We start from the raw sequence: 18,593 nt of genomic DNA, 5'->3' as shown, positions 1-18,593 counted from the left end.
CTTTATACAATATTTAGGTTAGGTGATGGTTTATTTGCTGAAATTTGCTGTTTTTTTGAAACCTTATAAAAAGGAAACAATTCTTGGGCCTCTGTTTAAACTAATTGAGGCCATTCTGGAATTGTTGCTGCCTACTATGGTGGCTTTAATGATTAATCATGGCGTCGGTAAGGGAGACACCCATTATGTTTGGCAAATGGGTCTTTTGATGTTGCTCATGACTATACTGGGCTTTGGCAGTTCTCTCGTGTGTCAGTTTTACGCAGCCCGTGCTTCCCAAGGATTCGGAACCACACTGCGCAATACTATGTTTAAGCATATTTCATCGTTTTCTTATGCAGATCTCGATAAATTTGGTACGCCCTCTCTCATCAACCGAATTACGAATGATGTCAATCAGCTGCAAACGGCTGTAGCAATGTTGATTCGTCTGGTTATTCGTGCTCCTTTTATTTGTATCGGGGCGATCATCATGTCCATGATTCTGGACTTCCGCCTTGCTTTGGTGCTGTTGGCGGCAACACCCGTTCTGGCTTTGATCCTGTATGTGGTCATTACGAAGGCTTCTCCGCTGTACCGGCTATACCAGAAAAAGCTCGATAAAATCGCTCTGGTGCTAAGCGAGAATCTCACAGGTGTACGGGTTATACGTGCATTTGCCAAAAGAGGAGCTGAACGAGTAAAGTTCAATGCCGCCTCAGATGATCTCACCCAAACCGCTATTCGTGTCGGCCGGATTTCTGCTCTACTTAGCCCAGCCACCTTACTGGTGGTCAACGGAGCTATTATCGCCATTCTGTGGATCGGCGGTATCCATATCCAATATGGATCTCTTACACAAGGAGAGATTATTGCATTTATTAATTACATTACGCAGATTTTACTGGCCCTGATTGTGGTGACGAATCTCATTATTCTGTTCACCAAGGCGGCCACTTCAGCAGCGAGAATTCAGGAGGTTCTGGACACCGAAGCTTCGATTTCCGATACTGCCAATCCTGTATCATTAGACCAGGAAAGAACGAGTAAGACCGGCTCTGTACCAGCTATCTCCTTTGATCATGTCTCCTTTGGCTACAATAAGACAGGACAACTGGCACTTAGCGATGTAGTTGTAGACATTTATCCCGGTAAAACGGTTGGAATCATAGGAGGAACAGGCTCGGGAAAATCTACCTTCGTGAATCTGATTCCCCGCTTCTATGATGCAGTAGAAGGTTGTGTACAGGTCGATGGCATCGACGTACGGCATTATAAGCTGGAGCAATTGCGGCAGAAAATCGGGATTGTTCCACAGAAAGCACTGCTGTTCACTGGGACGATAGCGGATAATATCCGTTGGGGACATGAACATGCCACCGATGAGGAGGTCGCCCGGGCCGCAGCCATCGCGCAAGCGGATGAGTTTATTTCCAACTTGCCGAAAAAATTCGATGCCCCGATCACCCGAGGAGGACTTAATCTATCAGGCGGCCAGAAGCAGCGACTTACCATTGCCAGAGCTATTGTAGGCAATCCGGAAATTCTGATTTTGGACGATTCCTCAAGCGCACTTGATTTTGCAACTGACGCCGCCCTCCGGAAATCGCTACGGGAAAATAGCACCCGCATGACTGTCTTGCTGGTCTCGCAACGAGTAAGCAGTGTACAGCATGCCGATAAAATCATTGTATTTGATGAAGGCCGGATTGTCGGAATCGGCACACATGATCAGTTGATGAGCAACTCGGAGGTATATCAGGAAATTAATCGCTCTCAGCTCTCAACGCAGGAGGTGGACCAATGAGTGGCAAGGAAACCTGGAGAAGATTGTTAACCTATGTCGGTCAATATAAAACAACAACATTTTGGGTCATCATCAGTGCTATTCTTAGCGTGCTTGCCAGTCTGGTCGGACCCTATATGATTGGCCGGGCTATCGACCATATGGTAAATCAGGGAGCGGTAGACTTTAGAGGTATTGCACAGATTCTATATGGACTAGGCGTTGTATATGTTGTAGGCAGTCTATTTAGCTGGTTGCTCACATATTTGACGAACCGCATTGCTTTTCAGACTGTAAATGATATGCGGCGGGAGTTATTCGATCATTTTAATATCCTTCCGTTAAGCTTTCATGACAATCATCCGCAAGGAGATAGCATTAGCCGTTTTGTGAACGATATGGATGCCGTGTCCGATGGATTGTTGCAGGGCTTCTCCACCTTGATCACCGGGTTGATTACCATTATTGGTTCGATTGTACTTATGTTGTATATCAGCCCAGTGATGACGTTGGTGGTATTGGTGTCTGCCCCAATCACATATGTCGTTGCACGGTTCATTACTACAAAATCGCAACGCATGTTCCGTGAACAGGCCAAAATTTTGGGAAGCTTGAACGGTTATGTGGAGGAAATGATCGGCGGACAGCGGGTAGTTACTGCCTTTCACTATGAAAACCGCTCGCTTGAGGAATTTTCCGCCCGAAACGAACAATTATATCAAGCCGGAGTGAAATCGCAGTTTTATGGATCTTTGTCCAACCCTTCCACTCGATTGGTCAACAACATGACTTTCTCCGTCACCGCTATGATTGGCTGTATTTCGATCATTTTGGGCGGGATTTCGGTAGGCGGTTTATCGAGTTTTCTCATTTACACCAATTTGTTCGCCAAGCCCTTTAATGAAATTACAGGTGTGCTGACTCAGTTTCAGGCCGCTACAGCTTCTGCTCAGCGTATATTTGCTATTTTGGATTCACCGCCGGAGCAACCGGAAAAGTCGAACGCCGTGCAGCCGGAGCGCAGTAAAGGTACAATTCTGTTTGATCATGTGAAATTTTCCTATAATCCGGAACGAACACTCATTACGAACTTTAGTTTGGAGGTCAAGCCAGGCACTCGCGTAGCTATTGTCGGACAGACCGGAGCAGGCAAAACAACACTCGTTAACCTGCTCATGCGCTTTTACGATGTGGACAGCGGTTCGATCTCCATCGACGGAGTGAATATCAACGATATGAGCCGGGACAGCCTACGTACTAACTTTGGTATGGTGCTTCAAGATACATGGCTGTTCAGCGGAACGATCCGGGACAATATCGCTTACGGAAAGCCAGAGGCCACGGACGAAGAAGTCATTGCGGCTGCGACGGCTGCCAATGCGCATAGCTTTATCAAGCGCCTGCCTCATGGTTACGATACGGTCATCAGCGGATCGGGCGATAGCCTATCGCAAGGGCAAAGGCAGCTGCTCACTATCGCAAGGGTGATCCTCGTCGATCCACCTATGCTCATTCTGGATGAAGCAACCAGCAGTATAGACACCCTTACAGAAGCCCGGATCCAAAAGGCTTTTATGAAAATGATCGACGGACGCACCAGCTTTGTCATCGCCCACAGGCTATCAACCATCCGCGAAGCAGATCTAATTCTATACATGAAAAACGGCGATGTCGTCGAAAGTGGTACTCATGAAGGACTGCTCGCAAGCGGTGGCCATTATGCCTCGCTCTATAACAGCCAGTTCACTACGGCCTAACATTGCAGTTAGGAAAAATCGTTACCTTCATTCGCAAACATGTTCTCCTTAAAAGTCGGTTGCTCTTATGCAACCGACTTTTTGGTTGTGGCACAGGGAGAGGCTATTACTTATGTAATCGAGCGAAATACAACATAATCGGCTTATCGGAGATAGTTCGGTTCAAATCCCAGCGCTTGTAGCAGTTGGTTGGTCAATGGGCTCATTTTCCTGAAAAGCACGTCGATACCACCAGCCGATCAGAACAGCAATGGTAGTCATTGCCGCAGCCAGCAAATACACCTGCACCATACCAAATCGGTCAGCATACCAGCCCATAAATAATAAAGCCAGGCCGAAAGCAAGATTTGTAAGCACATCAATTCCCGCCATCACTTTGGGCAGCTGGGCTGGCGGTGCACTGGTTTGCAGCAAGGTGCGGCGAATAATGCCTGCCATTTGAACAGGTAAGCCTGACACAGCAAAAAGAACAAGCGCAGCCACGGGAATGGTATTCAGCGCAAATACAATGGTAATCAGTACATACACCAGCAACGCCCCGAGCATGTACAAAAAGCTGTTCTTTTGCAATCGCTTGACCAAGCCAACGACAATTAATCCACCCAAAATGGTGCCGGAGAAAAAGGACGCATTCATGAAGCCCCACCAGCTCGCATCCCGATGCAGCACTTGACTGACGTACGCCAAAATAAATACGCCGAGCCAGGAGACTCCCCCAATACTGTCCACGCTGTCGACAATCATTAGAGAACGAATACGACGGTTATGCCAAATGATTTTCCATCCTTCCCCAAGCTCTTTCCAATGGGAGCCTTTTTCCTTTGCGGGTTCTACTGCATCTGTTAAGGACTCTGGAGATTCGGGGTTTGATTCCTTTTGATCCAGCGGATCACGAATGAAGGACGTGACAGTTACAGCCACGAGATAACAACAGGAGGCAATTGCAAGCGTATTCAGGGAACCCAGCCAAGCGACAATCATTCCGCTCAACGCCCAGCCTGCACACTTGACCACCTGATCACTGACCGCTACCATACCGTTTGCCCGCATGAGTCCCTCACCAGTGGCCAAACGGGGTACAAGCGCATTACGCGCAGGATTGGTCCATCCATCCAAAAAAGACATGCCAAAAACCATCACAAAAATAAACAGAAACGACCTCTGCTCAGGTACGATCCACAAATAAAGCAGCAGCAACGTAAAAATGATAAACTGCCCAAACTGGGAAAATAGCAGAACCTGCGTCAGCCGAAATCGACCGAGCACGATCGGTGCAACAAGCCCACTAATCACTTGAGCTGACAAACGAAACAACGGGATTAAAATAGTCGTCATTAAGGAATTACTTGAACTGAATACCAACACCACCACACTCAACATGTAGATGATATCTGCTGCGTTGGAAATCGTCTGAGACCCCCACAGGTAATAAAAAGAGCGTCTGATCAAAAAAGTTCCCCCCTCTTTGGTATATCGCCAATTTATGTATTTCCATAACCAAACCTCCCCTGTCGATTACAAATCTGTTAAATGTCCGGTTTTTTGTATGTTCTACATATACCCTTAAATTTCCTTCTTTTATCTTAAAAGGAAATTCAGTGTCCACTATATTTTCATGCCTACTACAATCTGATTTAACACAAAAAAAAGCGTCTATAGCGCTCTTTTCGCTCTATACTGGCGATAAAGATCACTAAGACGCTTCTTAAAATGTTTACTTTGTTAAATCTTCCACAAATTTAGGTAGTACAAATGCCGCTTTGTGCAGACGTGGACTGTAATATCGGGTATCCATCTCTGGAATTTGGTTCTCGTCCACTTCGAGCGGGTCATATTTCTTGCTGCCCAATGTGAATGTCCAAAGACCGCTCGGATAGGTTGGAATGTTTGCACCGTACACACGCACAATCGGGAAAATCTCTTTTACATCTTTGTTGACCTTCTGAATCAGGTCAGCCTTGAACCAAGGATTATCCGTCTGTGCCACGAAAATGCCGTCTTCCTTCAGCGCCTCAAAAATACCTTGGTAAAACCCACGTTCGAACAGCGGCGCTGCCGGACCAACCGGCTCCGTCGAATCGACCATAATCACATCGTATTCATTTTTGTGTTCGATAATATGCATGTAGCCGTCATTGACCAGTACTTCCACATTGGACTCGTCCAACTTCCCAGCAATTTCAGGTAAATATTTTTTAGAATATTCAATGACTTTACCGTCAATCTCCACCAATACAGCCTTTTCCACTTCAGGATGCTTGATGACCTCACGGATAACGCCGCCATCCCCGCCGCCCACAACCAAAACCTTTTTCGGATTCGGATGTGTATTCAAAGCCGGATGTGCTACCATTTCGTGATATACAAATTCATCCTTAACCGTTGTCATCACCATGCCGTCCAGAACAAGCATATTGCCGAATTCCTCCGTCTCGATCATTGCCAGATCCTGAAAATCTGTTTTCTCAGAGACGTAGGTTTGTTTGATTTTTGCTGTAATGCCGAAAGAGGGAGTCTGCTTCTCCGTAAACCACAAATCCATCATTCCAACCTTCTTTCTGATCAAAGTATGTGTCCGGCAATCCGGTAGCATAAACATGGACTTTCCTTATAACTGCAACACGCAAACGCCGAGTTTGCTATATTTATTGTACCAAACACACTTGAATTTCACACTTTTTGCATTATAAGCGATACCCGAATGGACTGTAAAAGCATTTTTAGGGCTTAATCTTGTTTAAAATAGATACGTATATGCATCTGATGAATAGACACTTTCGGATTGACTATACTGAGAACATCAACTATGGAAGGAGGTGGCATGATGACCGATACTACCGGGCGATCCTCCAAGCGTAAACCGCTTTGGGTTCGATGCTTTCAAGGCCTGATGTCTCTCACGATTCTGACGGTCATCGCCGCCTGCATTCTGCTCGCCTATTTGTACACAACCAGCCTTCCGCTCGCCGATACAGACCGGAATTCACGTCTGCTCGATAGTCAGGGGCAAGTCATTGCTACCTTCTCTGCCGGAGGAAAGGAATCTATTCCTGTCCAGCTTGATCACATTTCGCCCGATTTAATAGCAGCTACACTGGCTGTGGAAGACCGGAAGTTTTACGATCATTTTGGCTTTGATTTCAAAGGTCTGGGCCGGGCAGTAATCGTTAATTTGACCCGATGGGATATGTCGCAAGGGGCCAGCACACTGACTCAGCAGCTTGCGCGCAATCTGTACTTATCTCACGAGAAAACATGGACGCGCAAGGCCAAGGAAGCCATCTATACTGCACAGCTTGAAATGAAGTATTCCAAGGATGAGCTGCTGCAAATGTATTTAAATGAAATTTACTATGGTCATGGCGCCTATGGCATTGAGGCGGCCTCGCAGATGTATTTCGGTAAATCCGCAAAGGATCTGGACTTGGCTGAAAGCGCCCTATTGGCAGGTATTCCGAAAGGTCCGACCTACTATTCACCATATAATCATATGAAAAACGCAAAGGATCGGCAGAAAATTGTACTGGACTCTATGGCACTCATCGGTAAAATTACACCGGCTGAAGCCAGCAAAGCCTATGAGGAAATACTGGCCCTGCGGCCCGAGAGCCAGCGTCGGACAGTGGAAGCTGCTCCCTGGTTTCGCGATTATGTTCGCCAGCTAGCGACTCATCAATTTGGGATTAGCGAAGCGGTGCTTGAGCATGGCGGGCTGAGCATTTATACGACGCTGGACATGCACATGCAGCAGGCAGCCGAGGCGGCTGTCAATGAGGGCATGAAGAACAGCAACGGACTGGAAACTGCACTAATCTCCATGGACCCGCGCAATGGACATGTCAAGGCCATGGTCGGCGGAACGAACTATGTCGGGAATCAATACAACCATGCACTGGCCACAACCCGGCAGCCAGGCTCGTCTTTCAAGCCGATTATGTATCTCAGCGCGCTGGATTCCGGCCAATTGACGAGTACGTCCAAATTCGAAAGCCGACCGACGTTGTTCCACTACGACAACAACCGCAAAACTTATAAGCCCAAAAATTTTGGAGATAAATATTTGGGTGAAATAGATCTGCGGCGCGCCATTGCGGCATCTGATAATATTTATGCCGTCAGCACCATTCTGCAGGTAGGAGCGGATAAGGTCATGGACCTCGCCAGCAAAATGGGCATTACGAGCGAGCTCAAGCCCGTGCCTTCGCTGGCGTTGGGCGTGTCGCCCGTCAGCCCGTTTGAGATGGCCTCGGCCTTCTCGGTCATCAGCAGTGGCGGGCAAAAGGTAGCTCCGGTGGCGGTGCTGCGCATCACCGATGCGGCCGGACGATCACTGTACGAAGCGCCGCAAGCCGCACCCGTGCAGGTGGTAAAGCCCGCCTCTGCCTATGTCCTCACACGCCTCATGGAAGGCGTGTTCGAAGAAGGCGGCACCGGCAATCGGGTCGCGAAGTTGATCAAGCGCCCGGTTGCCGGCAAAAGCGGCACGACCAATACGGACGCGTGGATGGTCGGCTTCACCCCGGAGCTATCCACCGCTGTTTGGGTCGGATATGACAAGGGCAAGGCCATCAGCACGCAGGATGCCCGGCGGGCGGCACCAATTTTCGCACAATATACGGAAAAAGCGCTGGAGAATGTGCCGCCCAAAATATTCCCGATCCCTGACGGCGTAGTCAGCGCCTATATTGATCCGGCTAGCGGCAAGCTGGCTGCGCCGGACAGTCCCGACAAGCGGCTGGAGGTATTCGTTAGCGGTACCGAGCCGAAAGAGACCCTATCGGGGCAGAATAACCCACAGGCATCGACACCTACTGACCAAGCGGAACGACAGGCCGAAAAAAAATCCTGGTGGGGCAATTTTAAGCGATGGTGGATGGAGTAATAGCAAAAAAAGACTGGAAAACGCCATGATGCGCTCTCCCAGTCTTTTTTATCTTTACTTCAATTATCTTATTCGCCCATTTTAGCTCTTTGCCAGTGCCATCAGCCATTACACAGTTAAGCCCCGTTCTTTCCTAAAGCTGCGCTATTACCAAAAACAGCTAAATGACTCAATACGGTTGGTGTCTACACCATAGTAAAACCAAAAGCGGCCACTCCACCGAAAACCTGCTACGGATGTTCTGCCTACAAAGACAGGGTACATCCAGAAGCGCTCTCCGTTCGTCAGCCATACAAACGTGTTGCGGTACAAACAACCGAAAATGGCTCCAGGGTCAACCGCATAGGCCGAAACTAGCGGTTTCGGTGGCGTAAATTGCGGTGGTGGGGAAGTTGGTGCTTGAGCTTGCTGCCCACCTTGCGGACCGAACGGCCCTTGCGGTGGCGGGGAGAACGGCTGTGGCGAAAAGGGGCCTGGGCCTGGTGGCGGACCTACCGGAGACGGGAACGAATCCTGTATATCAGGAAATTGTGGAATTGAAGGACCCGACGGTGTGAATGGACCCGGAGTACCCGGTTGCGTTCCGAAAGGAACTTGTGGCAGTAAAGACATGTGTTTCACTCCTTGTGTTCTAGGCTGATGTATCCTATGCGGGACATCAGCCCGTGGACTGGGCGAATCCCCATATCGCCGCCAAACTCCGTCATTTCGTCCTTTTATACCAAAATTTCTTATATCTCGCCCCGATTAACTCCCCGTCTGGACATGCTCCAGCTCAATTTCATGCACCATTTTAATCTCGACTCGTTTCCTGAGCTCATCATACTGTTTCAGCAGCCGGTGCTTATACCCTAAATTGTCGTTCATCCAGCCTATAATAGAGTCATCCTTATGCTCCGTGGACCAGCTAAACAAATCGCTATAGATTTGAGCAAATGATTCCTCGTTACGGCGAGCGAACCGGATCGGTTGAACTCTATAGCTGAGCTTCAGTTCCAACATTTCATACAACACTTCCAAACGGTACTCCAAGTCCTGTACACCTGCTTTGGATGCATCGTAGCTTTTTATATCCTGAATAAGCTCTCTAAAGGTCAACCCTACATGCTGCATAGCAATATAAGACCACACACAACTTCCCGTAGCTGTTCCATGAGCCTCCCAAAGCGGATTCCACAAAATAGACCGAATTGTATCCTTCTGCTCTTCTCCAAACAAAGCAATTCCAGCAATAATTCCTGCATTACAGTCTACGGAAGCATGTCGCTCTCCCCAATGCACCAATCGTGGAATCATATCTTCAGTAGTACATTTAAAGCTTAGTAGGGGTAAGAATTCATCAAACAGATGCTGATCCACTGCTTGTTCCAATTCAGTCGCCAGTCGTTCACGGAACGATTCGCATGGAAGATGTACGAGCCCCAAACAAGCATCCACAGATGCTGCCCCATATGGCCCGTTCACCCATGCGACGAGATCAGCCGCAGCTTCCACATAACCCAAATAACCTAACACATGCAGCACACCATCAGGTATATGTTCCGAGGATGTCTGATTTCGAACATAACGCTCGTACATATCCTGCGCCAAAGCAACATCTCCGCATCTCATGATCGGCTGAAGAAGCAGCCCCCTAATATAATGATGAGGATCTTCTACAAAAAGCCTATATAACTCCCAGGCATCCTTCACGGTTCCATATTGGGCAACTACATCCGTATAGGCAGAAATGATGCTGGCATCCACTTTATTGCCTGAGCCCAACATATCAATAATCCTTGCTGTCGCGTCTATCATCCGGTTTTCCCCTTTCTCAGTTATGCCTATCTTTCTTTATGAAGTACTTCTCTAATCGTGAATATTTCTATTATAAAAGAGAAAAAATGTTATCATCTATAATCCACTCAAGGGAGCTGATCTGATGCAGGATTCTAGTTCAAAAATCACAACTTTCTTCATGTTTCCCGGTCAAGCAGAGGAAGCCATGCAATATTATACCTCTGTATTTAAGCCGTCTGGTATCATGAGTATTTTTCATCAGGAAGATGGGACCGTGTTACATGCCGTATTCAACCTCAAAGGGCAAACCTTTATGGCCATAGACTATAACCATCAGGACAAACACCCTTTTACCCCAGCCCTATCGCTATTCGTCACTTGTGATTCGGAAGAAGAAATCCATCGTGTGTTTGGTCAGCTATCTCAGGAAGGCCGAGTTTTAATGCCCCTTGAAGCCTCGCCCGTAAGCCAACAATTTGGCTGGGTCGAAGACAAGTACGGTGTTTCATGGCAATTAAATTTGGCAAAAGAGTAACCGACTATTTTACTTAGCAATACACTCCTTCATCTTTTTTTGGTACTATTACATGTAGTAGGTGCTAATAAAAGGATGTGTGTTTATTGTATACCGCCGATTGTGAAAAATGTTTTGGTTTATGCTGTGTCGCCTTGCCTTATGCCAAATCTGCTGATTTTGCCTTTAACAAGGATGGAGGAACTCCCTGTCAACACCTAAATGCGGATTATCGCTGCGACATTCATAAGAACCTAAGAAATAACGGCTTGCGAGGCTGTACAGTATATGATTGCTTTGGGGCAGGTCAAAAAATATCCCAAGTTGTATACAACGGAAAAAGCTGGCGAGACAACCCGGCAATAGCTGATGAAATGTTCAATCTATTTCCCATCATGCAACAGCTTCATGAAATGCTGTATTACCTAAACGAAGCCCTTAGCTTAAAAGAAACTCACTCCATTTATACCGAGTTACATAAAGCGATGGAAAAAACCGAGCAGCTTACAGATCAAGATCCAAAATCCCTTATAGATCTTCATGTACCCACCCATAGGGCGTTAGTCAATGATTTACTTGTACAAACAAGTGAGTTAGTGCGAGAAAAATTCAAGAAAAACATGGAGAACCATAAACTCAGTAAAAAAATCAAGAATAGAGACCTTATCGGGGCTAATTTAAGAGGCGTGAATCTGGGAGGTGCCAACCTGAGAGGCGTTCTACTGATTGCTGCTGACCTACGTGAGGCTGATTTGAGTATGACTGACCTTATCGGTGCAGATTTTAGAGATGCTGACTTAAGTGGGGCTAATCTGGAAGGAAGTATCTTTCTTACACAAGCGCAGTTAAATTCGGCTAAAGGCAATAGCAAAACCAAACTGCCCCCTTCTCTAAGCTTTCCCAGCCATTGGATAAATTAGATTTTACCCTAAAGCAACATTGCTTACCTATATGAAAAAAGAAGTAGACCGCCCTCGACAAGGTACCGATCTACTTCTGAATTTTACTGTTTACTCCGTCATTCTACTCATCCGTCGCATGCTGCTCTGTAGTGCTTTCCTGATAAAAACAGACTTGTGCCTTGCATCCATAACGAATAGTAGATCCAGTATCCTCATAATAACCCACATCTTCGAAATCTGCGGGCTTTGTGGCCTCAATTAGATTCAACAAGTCCTGCGCGACTTCTTCTATAGAATCTTTCTCGGTGTCCCCTCCTATAGCCGGACCGCCCGGTCCTTCGTATGCAGTCAATATCCAGCTTTGTCCAGTCGAATTTGTTGCCTTAATTATGTACCCATATGCCTCTTCGAAATTCTGCGATGTCCTTTGAGGCTGTCCGAATAAAGTAATTAGCGCTCCTCTAAACTGAGCAACAGTCTCCTCTTCTAGCGATGTAGCATGAAGAATATTGGATGTCATCAATGCAGCCTTTGGATCATTAACTTTTTTATAACTATATTTCGATACATACTTCTCGCCTGAATACTTTTTACTTTGTGGGGTTGATTCCTGTTGATCCAATATTATTGGGTTTTGTTTAGAAGTATTCAGTAGCAATCCACACACAATCGCAAGAAGGATCACCGCAACTGCTAAATATTTATTAATTGCACTCCCTCCTTACTCCCTAAAAACTATTTGGCTATGGATACATCTTAAATACACTTATACCTTTTCGTTAAGAGATTCTTCTAGTCTCCGGCTTAAGGCTGCATACTGCTCTGCATTGGTGTCTGAAAATGCTTCTTCCCGGTTAGAGTGTACATGCTGATACTGTGGAAGGCTTAAAAATTGCGACTTTGTAAAATCTATAATGTCCTCACCGATTCGGTTGTAATAATGCCAGCCGCTATCCAGCCAGGTCTTCAAAATATCACCACCAAGCCTGTCCTGAACGACAAGCGCTGTGACTCCACATTGTCCGGCTGCAGGATTATTAGCTGTCCATTTAGAGCTAGACTCCAAAGACCAAGCCTGAAACAATGCCTTTTCTAATTCTACAAAACGATTTGTATTCAATACACGTCTCCCCTTTTGAAACCATTCTGTACTTATAGTGAACCTATCCTACTTATTTCAATCTATATTCCACACTCTGTGAATCTTGGCTTCTGCTTCATTCAGTTCTAGCAAATACACGTCGGGATTGGATAGTTTTTTCCACTCCTCAAAACCAAACTGCGGATCGTAATGTCGAATGAGAAGAGAGAGTAAAGCTCCATGAGTTACAATGATAACCGTTTTTTCCGCCCGCTCTATAAGCTCCTGAACAAGCTGGATTCCTCGATCTGCTGCTTCACGGGATGATTCTCCTCCTTCCAGCTTCAAGTCCTCGTCCAGATATGTCTGTTCCAGCACGTCCAGCCAATGATCCAGATGATCACGGCATAGTACACGTTCCTGAAGACGTAGATCAGTATATACCTGCAAATGTCTACGCTCAGCCAAGGGCTGAATGGTTCGCACGGCCCGTTTCCATGGACTGGACACAATATATTCCACACCTACATTCTCCATAAAATCAGCCAACTGCTCAGCTTGTCGTTTACCTTCATCGGTGAGTCGGGCATCTGGTTCCTGTCCAGTTGCTTGGGCATGTCTAACAAAATAAATTTTCTTCACGTCATCGCTCCTAACCGTCACACAAATGTAGTATTCTATATATTTACAAATAATTATTTTTATGTTATGATATAGGTTTACATATTTGGATTACGTGATAAGATTCCTTTGTATTACATCAACTCTTATGGGAGGGATTCGATGCAATTAGACAAAGGAATACACATGCTCCAGGTTTCTGCTAATATCATGGGAAGTATAGAGAGCATTCACCCCACCTTAATGTGGGACGAAGACAACATGATTTTAGTTGATACAGCTTACCCAGGGCAACTCTCACTTTTAAATGAAGCTATTCTAGATACCGGATTAGCAATCCATAAACTTACCTCCATATTAATAACACACCAGGATCTTGACCATATTGGCAGTTTAGCAGATATAATCCGGGCTTCTTCCTCCCTAGTTCAAGTATTAGCCAGTTCTATCGAAAAGCCTTATATACAGGGAGAAAAACAGCTTATTAAGCTAACCCCAGAAGCAATAGATCAAGCTGTAAGCTCCATGCCTGAATCCGTTCCAGTAGAGTGGAGATATGCATTCCGGCGTACACTTGAAAATCCCCCAAAGGCTATTGTAAACTCCACCATCGTTGCCGGAGAGGAATTGCCCTTCTGTGGGGGGATCTTAGTTATAGATACTGCTGGTCATACACCAGGACACCTAAGTTTCTATCATAAATTCAGTCAAACCCTGATTGCAGGAGATGCTCTACGTGTAGTAAGCGGCAAATTACTGGCTCCAGACCCGCAATACTGCTGTGATTTCAATATCGCCAAAGAATCTCTTAAAAACCTGCTGCCATATGATATTAAAAAAGTGATTTGTTTTCATGGAGGGCTATACGAAGGCAATTGTAATCAGCGGATATCTGAAATATGTGAATCCTAGCTTTTGTTCACATGTTCATACCAGTCCCTTGACCAGTCAGTGAATCATCTAAAGAAAAGACTAACCAGGAATTCCTGGTTAGTCTTTTCTGAATGAAAGCTAGGCTTTTAAATGAACCCTTAATACAGGTACATCTGAAGTAGCAGATGAGCTTTCTAATATCTCCACATGACTGATCATCTCTTGCCCGTCTGGAACGATTACTGGAGTAATTACAGGTAATCCACCCTGTTGAATCGCGTCCAGGTCAAACTCCATCAATAATTGTCCAGCTTTAATGCTATCTCCTACTTTGACATGAGGGTTAAACCCCTGCCCTTTGAGAGAGACGGTATTAATCCCGACATGTATCAAAACTTGTACGCCAGATTCATGTTCAATAATCAGAGCGTGTTTGCTTTTCTCCATGACATGGGCAACTTTTCCCGCGAAAGGAGCGGTGACCCTACCCTCAGATGGATGAATAGCGATGCCATCCCCCATAGCTTTTGTAGAGAACGCAGGATCTGGAACCTCTTCTAGAGAAACCACTTTTCCTTTAATTGGCGCTACCATGTCGAATTCTTCAATACGGGGAGCCGCCTTCTTTTTCAACCATTTAAACATAACGATGCCACCTTATTTAGAGATTACATTCATAAACAGCGATAGGAAAAAAACTATATCCTTTTAGGAACCGGTTCCACGAATTCATTAAATAAAAACCGGAGTGAAACCGATTTCTATTTGAATTATAGTGAATGCCTTTCCATGATGTCAAGGCGATGATGTTCATAACTTACATGAAAAAGAAGTAGACCGACCCCAACCAAGGTATCGGTCTACTTCTGAACCTTACTGCCGACTGCTCTTTAAGCAGTTGTGTACACTGTTAACGCTAGGCTTACCCTTCCAGCGCCTGCTTCAATTCCTCAGGCGAAGCGTCCCACCATTCCTCGTTATGCGAAATTAGCAGGCTTTTGAGCGCTGCTTTATCTTCACTGCCGAGATCATCCAGCATGAAACGGCGCTTGAGTGCATAATCCATACGGTTAACATGATCGGCAAGAATTTTCCAGCCGCGTTTGGCTTCGTCGTCAATCAGCATCTCGCAGGCCGTCGCGCCACCGTACATACGTCCTTCAGGCGTACGGTCCACAGCTACCCATACCAGCCATACCTGGCGTCCGTTCGGTACGTCTTCTTTATTCGTAGAGAACTTGATTCCACGTTCTACTTTACTTTTGGCATGCATGGCACCGATATCAATTTTCGCCTCTCCTCGGTCAATGATGACCGGGGACATGCTGTTCAGATCGATTGAGCCTGCGCCGAAGCCCTTATGTTTACTCTTGCCACTGACAATATTCAGTGCAATCTGCTTTTTGCCGTCCGGCTGATTTTCACTCATGCGTCACTAGGCCTCCAATTTCCGTCTTCACACTCATTCTACACTATAAATATTTTAACTAATAATCTCCCGAAAGCAAACATATACATGCTGTAGATGCTTGTCAACGGGAGGTATCCATTGTATGACCCCAGCACGCGCCAAAATCGTTTTATTGTCTTCACTAGCCCTCGGACTCCTCGCAGGGACGTTATGGTTTGCCTGGCAACCCCAATCGCAATCCGCCCCTCAGTCTGCAGGCAAACCACTATACGGCTCCGAGTCTGAGTCTGCGCTTGCGCCAGATATGGGCAAGCCTCTAGGGGCCAACATCATGCCCGACCTGCCTAAGAACCCTCCACAGCCCGCTTCGGAAATTCTCAGCAAACGGGTGGTGGAGTATCACATTGATGTATCTCTGGAAAAAGGACGGGTTTTGCGAGGCACTGAGACTCTGACCTGGAAACATCCGGGCAAAAAAACTGTGAATGATCTGTATCTTCATCTATACCCGAATGCCTTCTCTTCCATGGAAACCACCTTTATGAAAGAATCCGGGGGAAAGCTGCGCGGAGACACCATGCCCAAGGACGGCTTTGGCTCCATGACGCTGACCGAACTAAAAACAGAAGATGGTTTATCTCTCATGCACCGTACTCAATATGTACAACCAGATGACGGTAACGCAAGTGACCGTTCGCTCATGAAGGTACGTCTGCCCAAGCCAGTACGAGGTGGCGAAGAAATCACACTATATATGAAGTTTGAAGTCAAACTGCCTGGCATTTTTGCTCGTATGGGTGCGACAGATGATTTTGTAATGGCTGGACAGTGGTTTCCAAAGCTCAGCGTCTATGAGACTGCAGGACAACGTGGACGCGCCGACGAGGGCTGGAACCTCCATCAGTATCATGGCAACTCCGAGTTCTATGCCGATTTTGGAATTTACAGTATACGAATTCGGGTGCCTGAAACACACATCGTAGCAGCGACCGGGTTTCCCACCCGTGGTGCAGTACGACAGAACGGCCAGAAAATATATCAATTTTATGCCGATGATGTACACGATTTTGCCTGGTCTGCTTCACCCAACTTTGTAGCCGTAGAAGAACCCTTTTCTTCTACTGAAGTTCCTGGTGTCAAAATCAAGCTCTATCTAGACCCTTCCCATAAGGAACTCAAAGGACGTTACATGAGCGCAGCCAAGGCCGCCCTTTCGTACTACAGCAAATGGTACGGGCCTTATCCATATTCCACTCTATCTATCGTCGTTCCACCCAAAACAGGCAGTGGAGCCGGCGGCATGGAATATCCGACACTCATCACGGCCGCAGCTGCGGACCAACTGAATCCCGGCTATAATCTGGAACGGACGCTGGTTCATGAGATTGGGCATCAATATTTCTACGGAATGGTAGCCAATAATGAATTTGAGGAGCCCTGGCTGGATGAAGGCTTCACCTCCTATGCAGAAGAACGGCTCATGGAGCAAGAATATGGGCTTATCCCCAACTTGCCATTACAATCCGGACAGGTAGCTTCTCCACAGCCCCTAAACCGCGAATCCTGGAAGTACGGATCGTCGGCTGAGTATGCACAAAATGCCTACTCACGAGGCAAGCTGGTACTACGAGGCATTGAACGTCAGGTGGGTACGAAAAAAATGGACCGAATTATGCGAACCTATGTCCAGACCTACCGATTCAAGCATCCGACCTCACAGGATTTTCAGCGTGTCGTGGAAAGGGTGACTGGACGCTCATGGAGCCACTATTTTGAACAATATGTATATGACGGCCAGATGGCGGACTTTTCTGTCGATCGCATCACGAACCGCAAGTTGGAGAATGGATATGAAGCAATCGTGACGCTTAGCAAAAAAGGAGCGGATTATCCCAAGATCCCTGTTCAATTTACCTTCAAGGATGGCACCACAATATTTAAGGCATGGGACGGTACGGGCAAAAGTACATCTTTCCGACTCAAAAGCACCTCTCCCGTGTCCTATGTGACCGTTGATCCTCTATACACTATTGCACTGGAGAACAAGCATATTAATAATAGCCTGAAGGCTGAATTGGACGAAAAGCAACAAACCCGTTGGAGTGTGAGTGTAACCAAGCTGTTGGAGACACTGCTTGGAAGTCTGTCATGGTGAGGTGTCTATAGATGCGGACTGTTTTAAAAGAAGGCTGGGCGCTAGTGCGCATACGCTTTTATATCGTTATCATTTTATTTTTGTATCGTCTGCTGTGGGGAGTATTTCTCTATCGGCTGGTACAGTCGGCCGTTGTCCCGCTGCTGCTGCGTTATCCTGGTCAGAGCCAAAACGAGCTGGGAAAGACCTTGTTTTGGATGGAGGGGCAGATCGCCTTGATGGACAGCCAGGAAGTACATGTGTATTTATGGATACTATTAGGGGCGACCGTATTGCGCGTCCTAATCACTCCCTTCATTAGAGCTGGCATATATCAAAGCCTGTATACCGATGCGTCTGAACCGCAAAGCCTGTCCTTCTTCAAGGGGATGAAACGTCACGGTATGTCATCTCTGTTGTATTACATCATCGAGTTGGGTTTGCTGCTGCTTCCCGCCTTCTGGGTGGTACCGAGACTCTATCCTATTGTAGCAGGAACGCTGCAATCTTCCTCTTACCTGTTGCATTTGTTGCCCTATGCCATTGGGTGGGTGGCTTACGGTTGGTTCATTCGGCAGTGCATCCTGTATATGCAACTGGGCTCGGTCAGTGGTCACGCCATACTATCGTCCCTGCTCGCCTTCTTTCGCCAGCTTCTTCCGGCTGTAAGCGTATCTCTCTTGCTTGGTGCTTGTGTGCTGCTGGTCTTCGGTCTATTTGGCACCGTAGCGATAATTTGGACTGGTATGTTGGCGCTAATTCTCCAGCAATCGTATCATTTTGTTACCAGTCTGGTCAGGCTGTGGCATATCAGTTCGCAGTATCGTCTATGGCACATCGATATCTCCAGCAGAGGCTAATCCCTCTCTTTATG

The 18,593-nt window shown here is 46.6% G+C and carries 17 protein-coding genes; 8 read left to right on the top strand and 9 right to left on the bottom strand.

All coding sequences use genetic code 11. The features are described 5' to 3' along the window. Positions 1–34: 34 nt before the first annotated feature. Together PPM_RS00615 and PPM_RS00610 are read left to right on the top strand one after the other, a co-directional pair. Positions 35–1,786 (top strand): ABC transporter ATP-binding protein, encoded by a 1,752-nt coding sequence (locus tag PPM_RS00615; protein ID WP_043885839.1) that lies wholly within the window; start codon positions 35–37, stop codon positions 1,784–1,786. Continuing rightward, positions 1,783–3,522: an ABC transporter ATP-binding protein gene (locus PPM_RS00610; RefSeq protein ID WP_013368758.1), complete on the top strand. Its 1,740-nt coding sequence runs from the start codon at positions 1,783–1,785 to the stop codon at positions 3,520–3,522. The genes PPM_RS00615 and PPM_RS00610 overlap by 4 nt, the downstream gene beginning before the upstream one ends. Before the next feature lie 162 nt (positions 3,523–3,684). Here PPM_RS00610 and PPM_RS00605 read toward each other — a convergent pair whose 3' ends face one another. Together PPM_RS00605 and speE are read right to left on the bottom strand one after the other, a co-directional pair. Next, positions 3,685–4,971: an MFS transporter gene (locus PPM_RS00605; RefSeq protein ID WP_013368757.1), complete on the bottom strand. Its 1,287-nt coding sequence runs from the start codon at positions 4,969–4,971 to the stop codon at positions 3,685–3,687. 265 nt (positions 4,972–5,236) lie between these two features. After that, a complete protein-coding gene (speE, locus tag PPM_RS00600) occupies positions 5,237–6,064 on the bottom strand; it encodes a polyamine aminopropyltransferase (protein WP_043885838.1) in 828 nt (275 codons plus the stop codon). A gap of 282 nt (positions 6,065–6,346) precedes the next feature. On the opposite strand from speE, the gene PPM_RS00595 reads away from it, so the two are divergent. Then, the gene (locus tag PPM_RS00595) at positions 6,347–8,404 is read left to right on the top strand and encodes a transglycosylase domain-containing protein (RefSeq protein WP_014599362.1); all 2,058 of its coding nucleotides are present in this window, start codon (positions 6,347–6,349) and stop codon (positions 8,402–8,404) included. Between the two features lie 147 nt (positions 8,405–8,551). Here the strand turns inward: PPM_RS00595 and PPM_RS29535 are convergent, their stop codons facing one another. Together PPM_RS29535 and PPM_RS00585 are read right to left on the bottom strand one after the other, a co-directional pair. Beyond that, the gene (locus PPM_RS29535; RefSeq protein WP_014599361.1) at positions 8,552–9,016 is read right to left on the bottom strand and encodes a hypothetical protein; all 465 of its coding nucleotides are present in this window, start codon (positions 9,014–9,016) and stop codon (positions 8,552–8,554) included. Positions 9,017–9,151: 135 nt separating this feature from the next. Continuing rightward, positions 9,152–10,201 (bottom strand): hypothetical protein, encoded by a 1,050-nt coding sequence (locus PPM_RS00585; RefSeq protein WP_013368751.1) that lies wholly within the window; start codon positions 10,199–10,201, stop codon positions 9,152–9,154. Positions 10,202–10,325: 124 nt separating this feature from the next. Between PPM_RS00585 and PPM_RS00580 the strand changes: the two genes are divergently transcribed. Then, on the top strand, positions 10,326–10,718 hold the full coding sequence (locus PPM_RS00580; protein WP_013368750.1) for a VOC family protein: 393 nt from the start codon (positions 10,326–10,328) through the stop codon (positions 10,716–10,718). Between the two features lie 86 nt (positions 10,719–10,804). Continuing rightward, on the top strand, positions 10,805–11,617 hold the full coding sequence (locus PPM_RS00575) for a pentapeptide repeat-containing protein (protein ID WP_014599360.1): 813 nt from the start codon (positions 10,805–10,807) through the stop codon (positions 11,615–11,617). Between the two features lie 103 nt (positions 11,618–11,720). Here PPM_RS00575 and PPM_RS00570 read toward each other — a convergent pair whose 3' ends face one another. The 3 genes from PPM_RS00570 to PPM_RS00560 form a co-directional block, all read right to left on the bottom strand. Then, complete coding sequence (locus PPM_RS00570; protein ID WP_228392879.1) at positions 11,721–12,119, bottom strand: hypothetical protein; 399 nt, start codon at positions 12,117–12,119, stop codon at positions 11,721–11,723. Between the two features lie 246 nt (positions 12,120–12,365). Continuing rightward, positions 12,366–12,719 (bottom strand): YunG family protein, encoded by a 354-nt coding sequence (locus PPM_RS00565; protein WP_013368747.1) that lies wholly within the window; start codon positions 12,717–12,719, stop codon positions 12,366–12,368. Positions 12,720–12,776: 57 nt separating this feature from the next. Continuing rightward, positions 12,777–13,322 carry a histidine phosphatase family protein gene (locus tag PPM_RS00560; RefSeq protein ID WP_013368746.1) on the bottom strand — a complete coding sequence of 182 codons (546 nt, stop codon included), beginning with the start codon at positions 13,320–13,322 and terminating at the stop codon, positions 12,777–12,779. A 141-nt stretch (positions 13,323–13,463) separates the two neighbouring features. Between PPM_RS00560 and PPM_RS00555 the strand changes: the two genes are divergently transcribed. Beyond that, on the top strand, positions 13,464–14,213 hold the full coding sequence (locus tag PPM_RS00555) for an MBL fold metallo-hydrolase (protein ID WP_013368745.1): 750 nt from the start codon (positions 13,464–13,466) through the stop codon (positions 14,211–14,213). 99 nt (positions 14,214–14,312) lie between these two features. Here the strand turns inward: PPM_RS00555 and PPM_RS00550 are convergent, their stop codons facing one another. Together PPM_RS00550 and PPM_RS00545 are read right to left on the bottom strand one after the other, a co-directional pair. After that, positions 14,313–14,819 carry a PTS sugar transporter subunit IIA gene (locus tag PPM_RS00550; protein WP_013368744.1) on the bottom strand — a complete coding sequence of 169 codons (507 nt, stop codon included), beginning with the start codon at positions 14,817–14,819 and terminating at the stop codon, positions 14,313–14,315. Between the two features lie 277 nt (positions 14,820–15,096). Beyond that, a complete protein-coding gene (locus tag PPM_RS00545; protein ID WP_013368743.1) occupies positions 15,097–15,603 on the bottom strand; it encodes a YwhD family protein in 507 nt (168 codons plus the stop codon). Between the two features lie 124 nt (positions 15,604–15,727). On the opposite strand from PPM_RS00545, the gene PPM_RS00540 reads away from it, so the two are divergent. After that, positions 15,728–17,740 (top strand): M1 family metallopeptidase, encoded by a 2,013-nt coding sequence (locus PPM_RS00540; protein ID WP_014599359.1) that lies wholly within the window; start codon positions 15,728–15,730, stop codon positions 17,738–17,740. 11 nt (positions 17,741–17,751) lie between these two features. Continuing rightward, positions 17,752–18,579 (top strand): hypothetical protein, encoded by an 828-nt coding sequence (locus PPM_RS00535; protein WP_014599358.1) that lies wholly within the window; start codon positions 17,752–17,754, stop codon positions 18,577–18,579. Positions 18,580–18,593: the final 14 nt, after the last annotated feature.

Source organism: Paenibacillus polymyxa M1, from assembly GCF_000237325.1.
GTDB lineage: Bacteria > Bacillota > Bacilli > Paenibacillales > Paenibacillaceae > Paenibacillus > Paenibacillus polymyxa_C.
This window is presented reverse-complemented; position numbering and strand designations above follow the sequence as displayed.

Coding starts and splice junctions, on each gene's coding strand:
- PPM_RS00610 (WP_013368758.1), top strand. CDS start 1,783: ATGAGTGGCAAGGAAACCTGGAGAAGATTGTTAACCTATGTCGGTCAA.
- speE (WP_043885838.1), bottom strand. CDS start 6,064: ATGGATTTGTGGTTTACGGAGAAGCAGACTCCCTCTTTCGGCATTACA.
- PPM_RS00595 (WP_014599362.1), top strand. CDS start 6,347: ATGACCGATACTACCGGGCGATCCTCCAAGCGTAAACCGCTTTGGGTT.
- PPM_RS29535 (WP_014599361.1), bottom strand. CDS start 9,016: ATGTCTTTACTGCCACAAGTTCCTTTCGGAACGCAACCGGGTACTCCG.
- PPM_RS00585 (WP_013368751.1), bottom strand. CDS start 10,201: ATGATAGACGCGACAGCAAGGATTATTGATATGTTGGGCTCAGGCAAT.
- PPM_RS00580 (WP_013368750.1), top strand. CDS start 10,326: ATGCAGGATTCTAGTTCAAAAATCACAACTTTCTTCATGTTTCCCGGT.
- PPM_RS00570 (WP_228392879.1), bottom strand. CDS start 12,119: ATGACATCCAATATTCTTCATGCTACATCGCTAGAAGAGGAGACTGTT.
- PPM_RS00555 (WP_013368745.1), top strand. CDS start 13,464: ATGCAATTAGACAAAGGAATACACATGCTCCAGGTTTCTGCTAATATC.
- PPM_RS00550 (WP_013368744.1), bottom strand. CDS start 14,819: ATGTTTAAATGGTTGAAAAAGAAGGCGGCTCCCCGTATTGAAGAATTC.
- PPM_RS00545 (WP_013368743.1), bottom strand. CDS start 15,603: ATGAGTGAAAATCAGCCGGACGGCAAAAAGCAGATTGCACTGAATATT.
- PPM_RS00540 (WP_014599359.1), top strand. CDS start 15,728: ATGACCCCAGCACGCGCCAAAATCGTTTTATTGTCTTCACTAGCCCTC.
- PPM_RS00535 (WP_014599358.1), top strand. CDS start 17,752: ATGCGGACTGTTTTAAAAGAAGGCTGGGCGCTAGTGCGCATACGCTTT.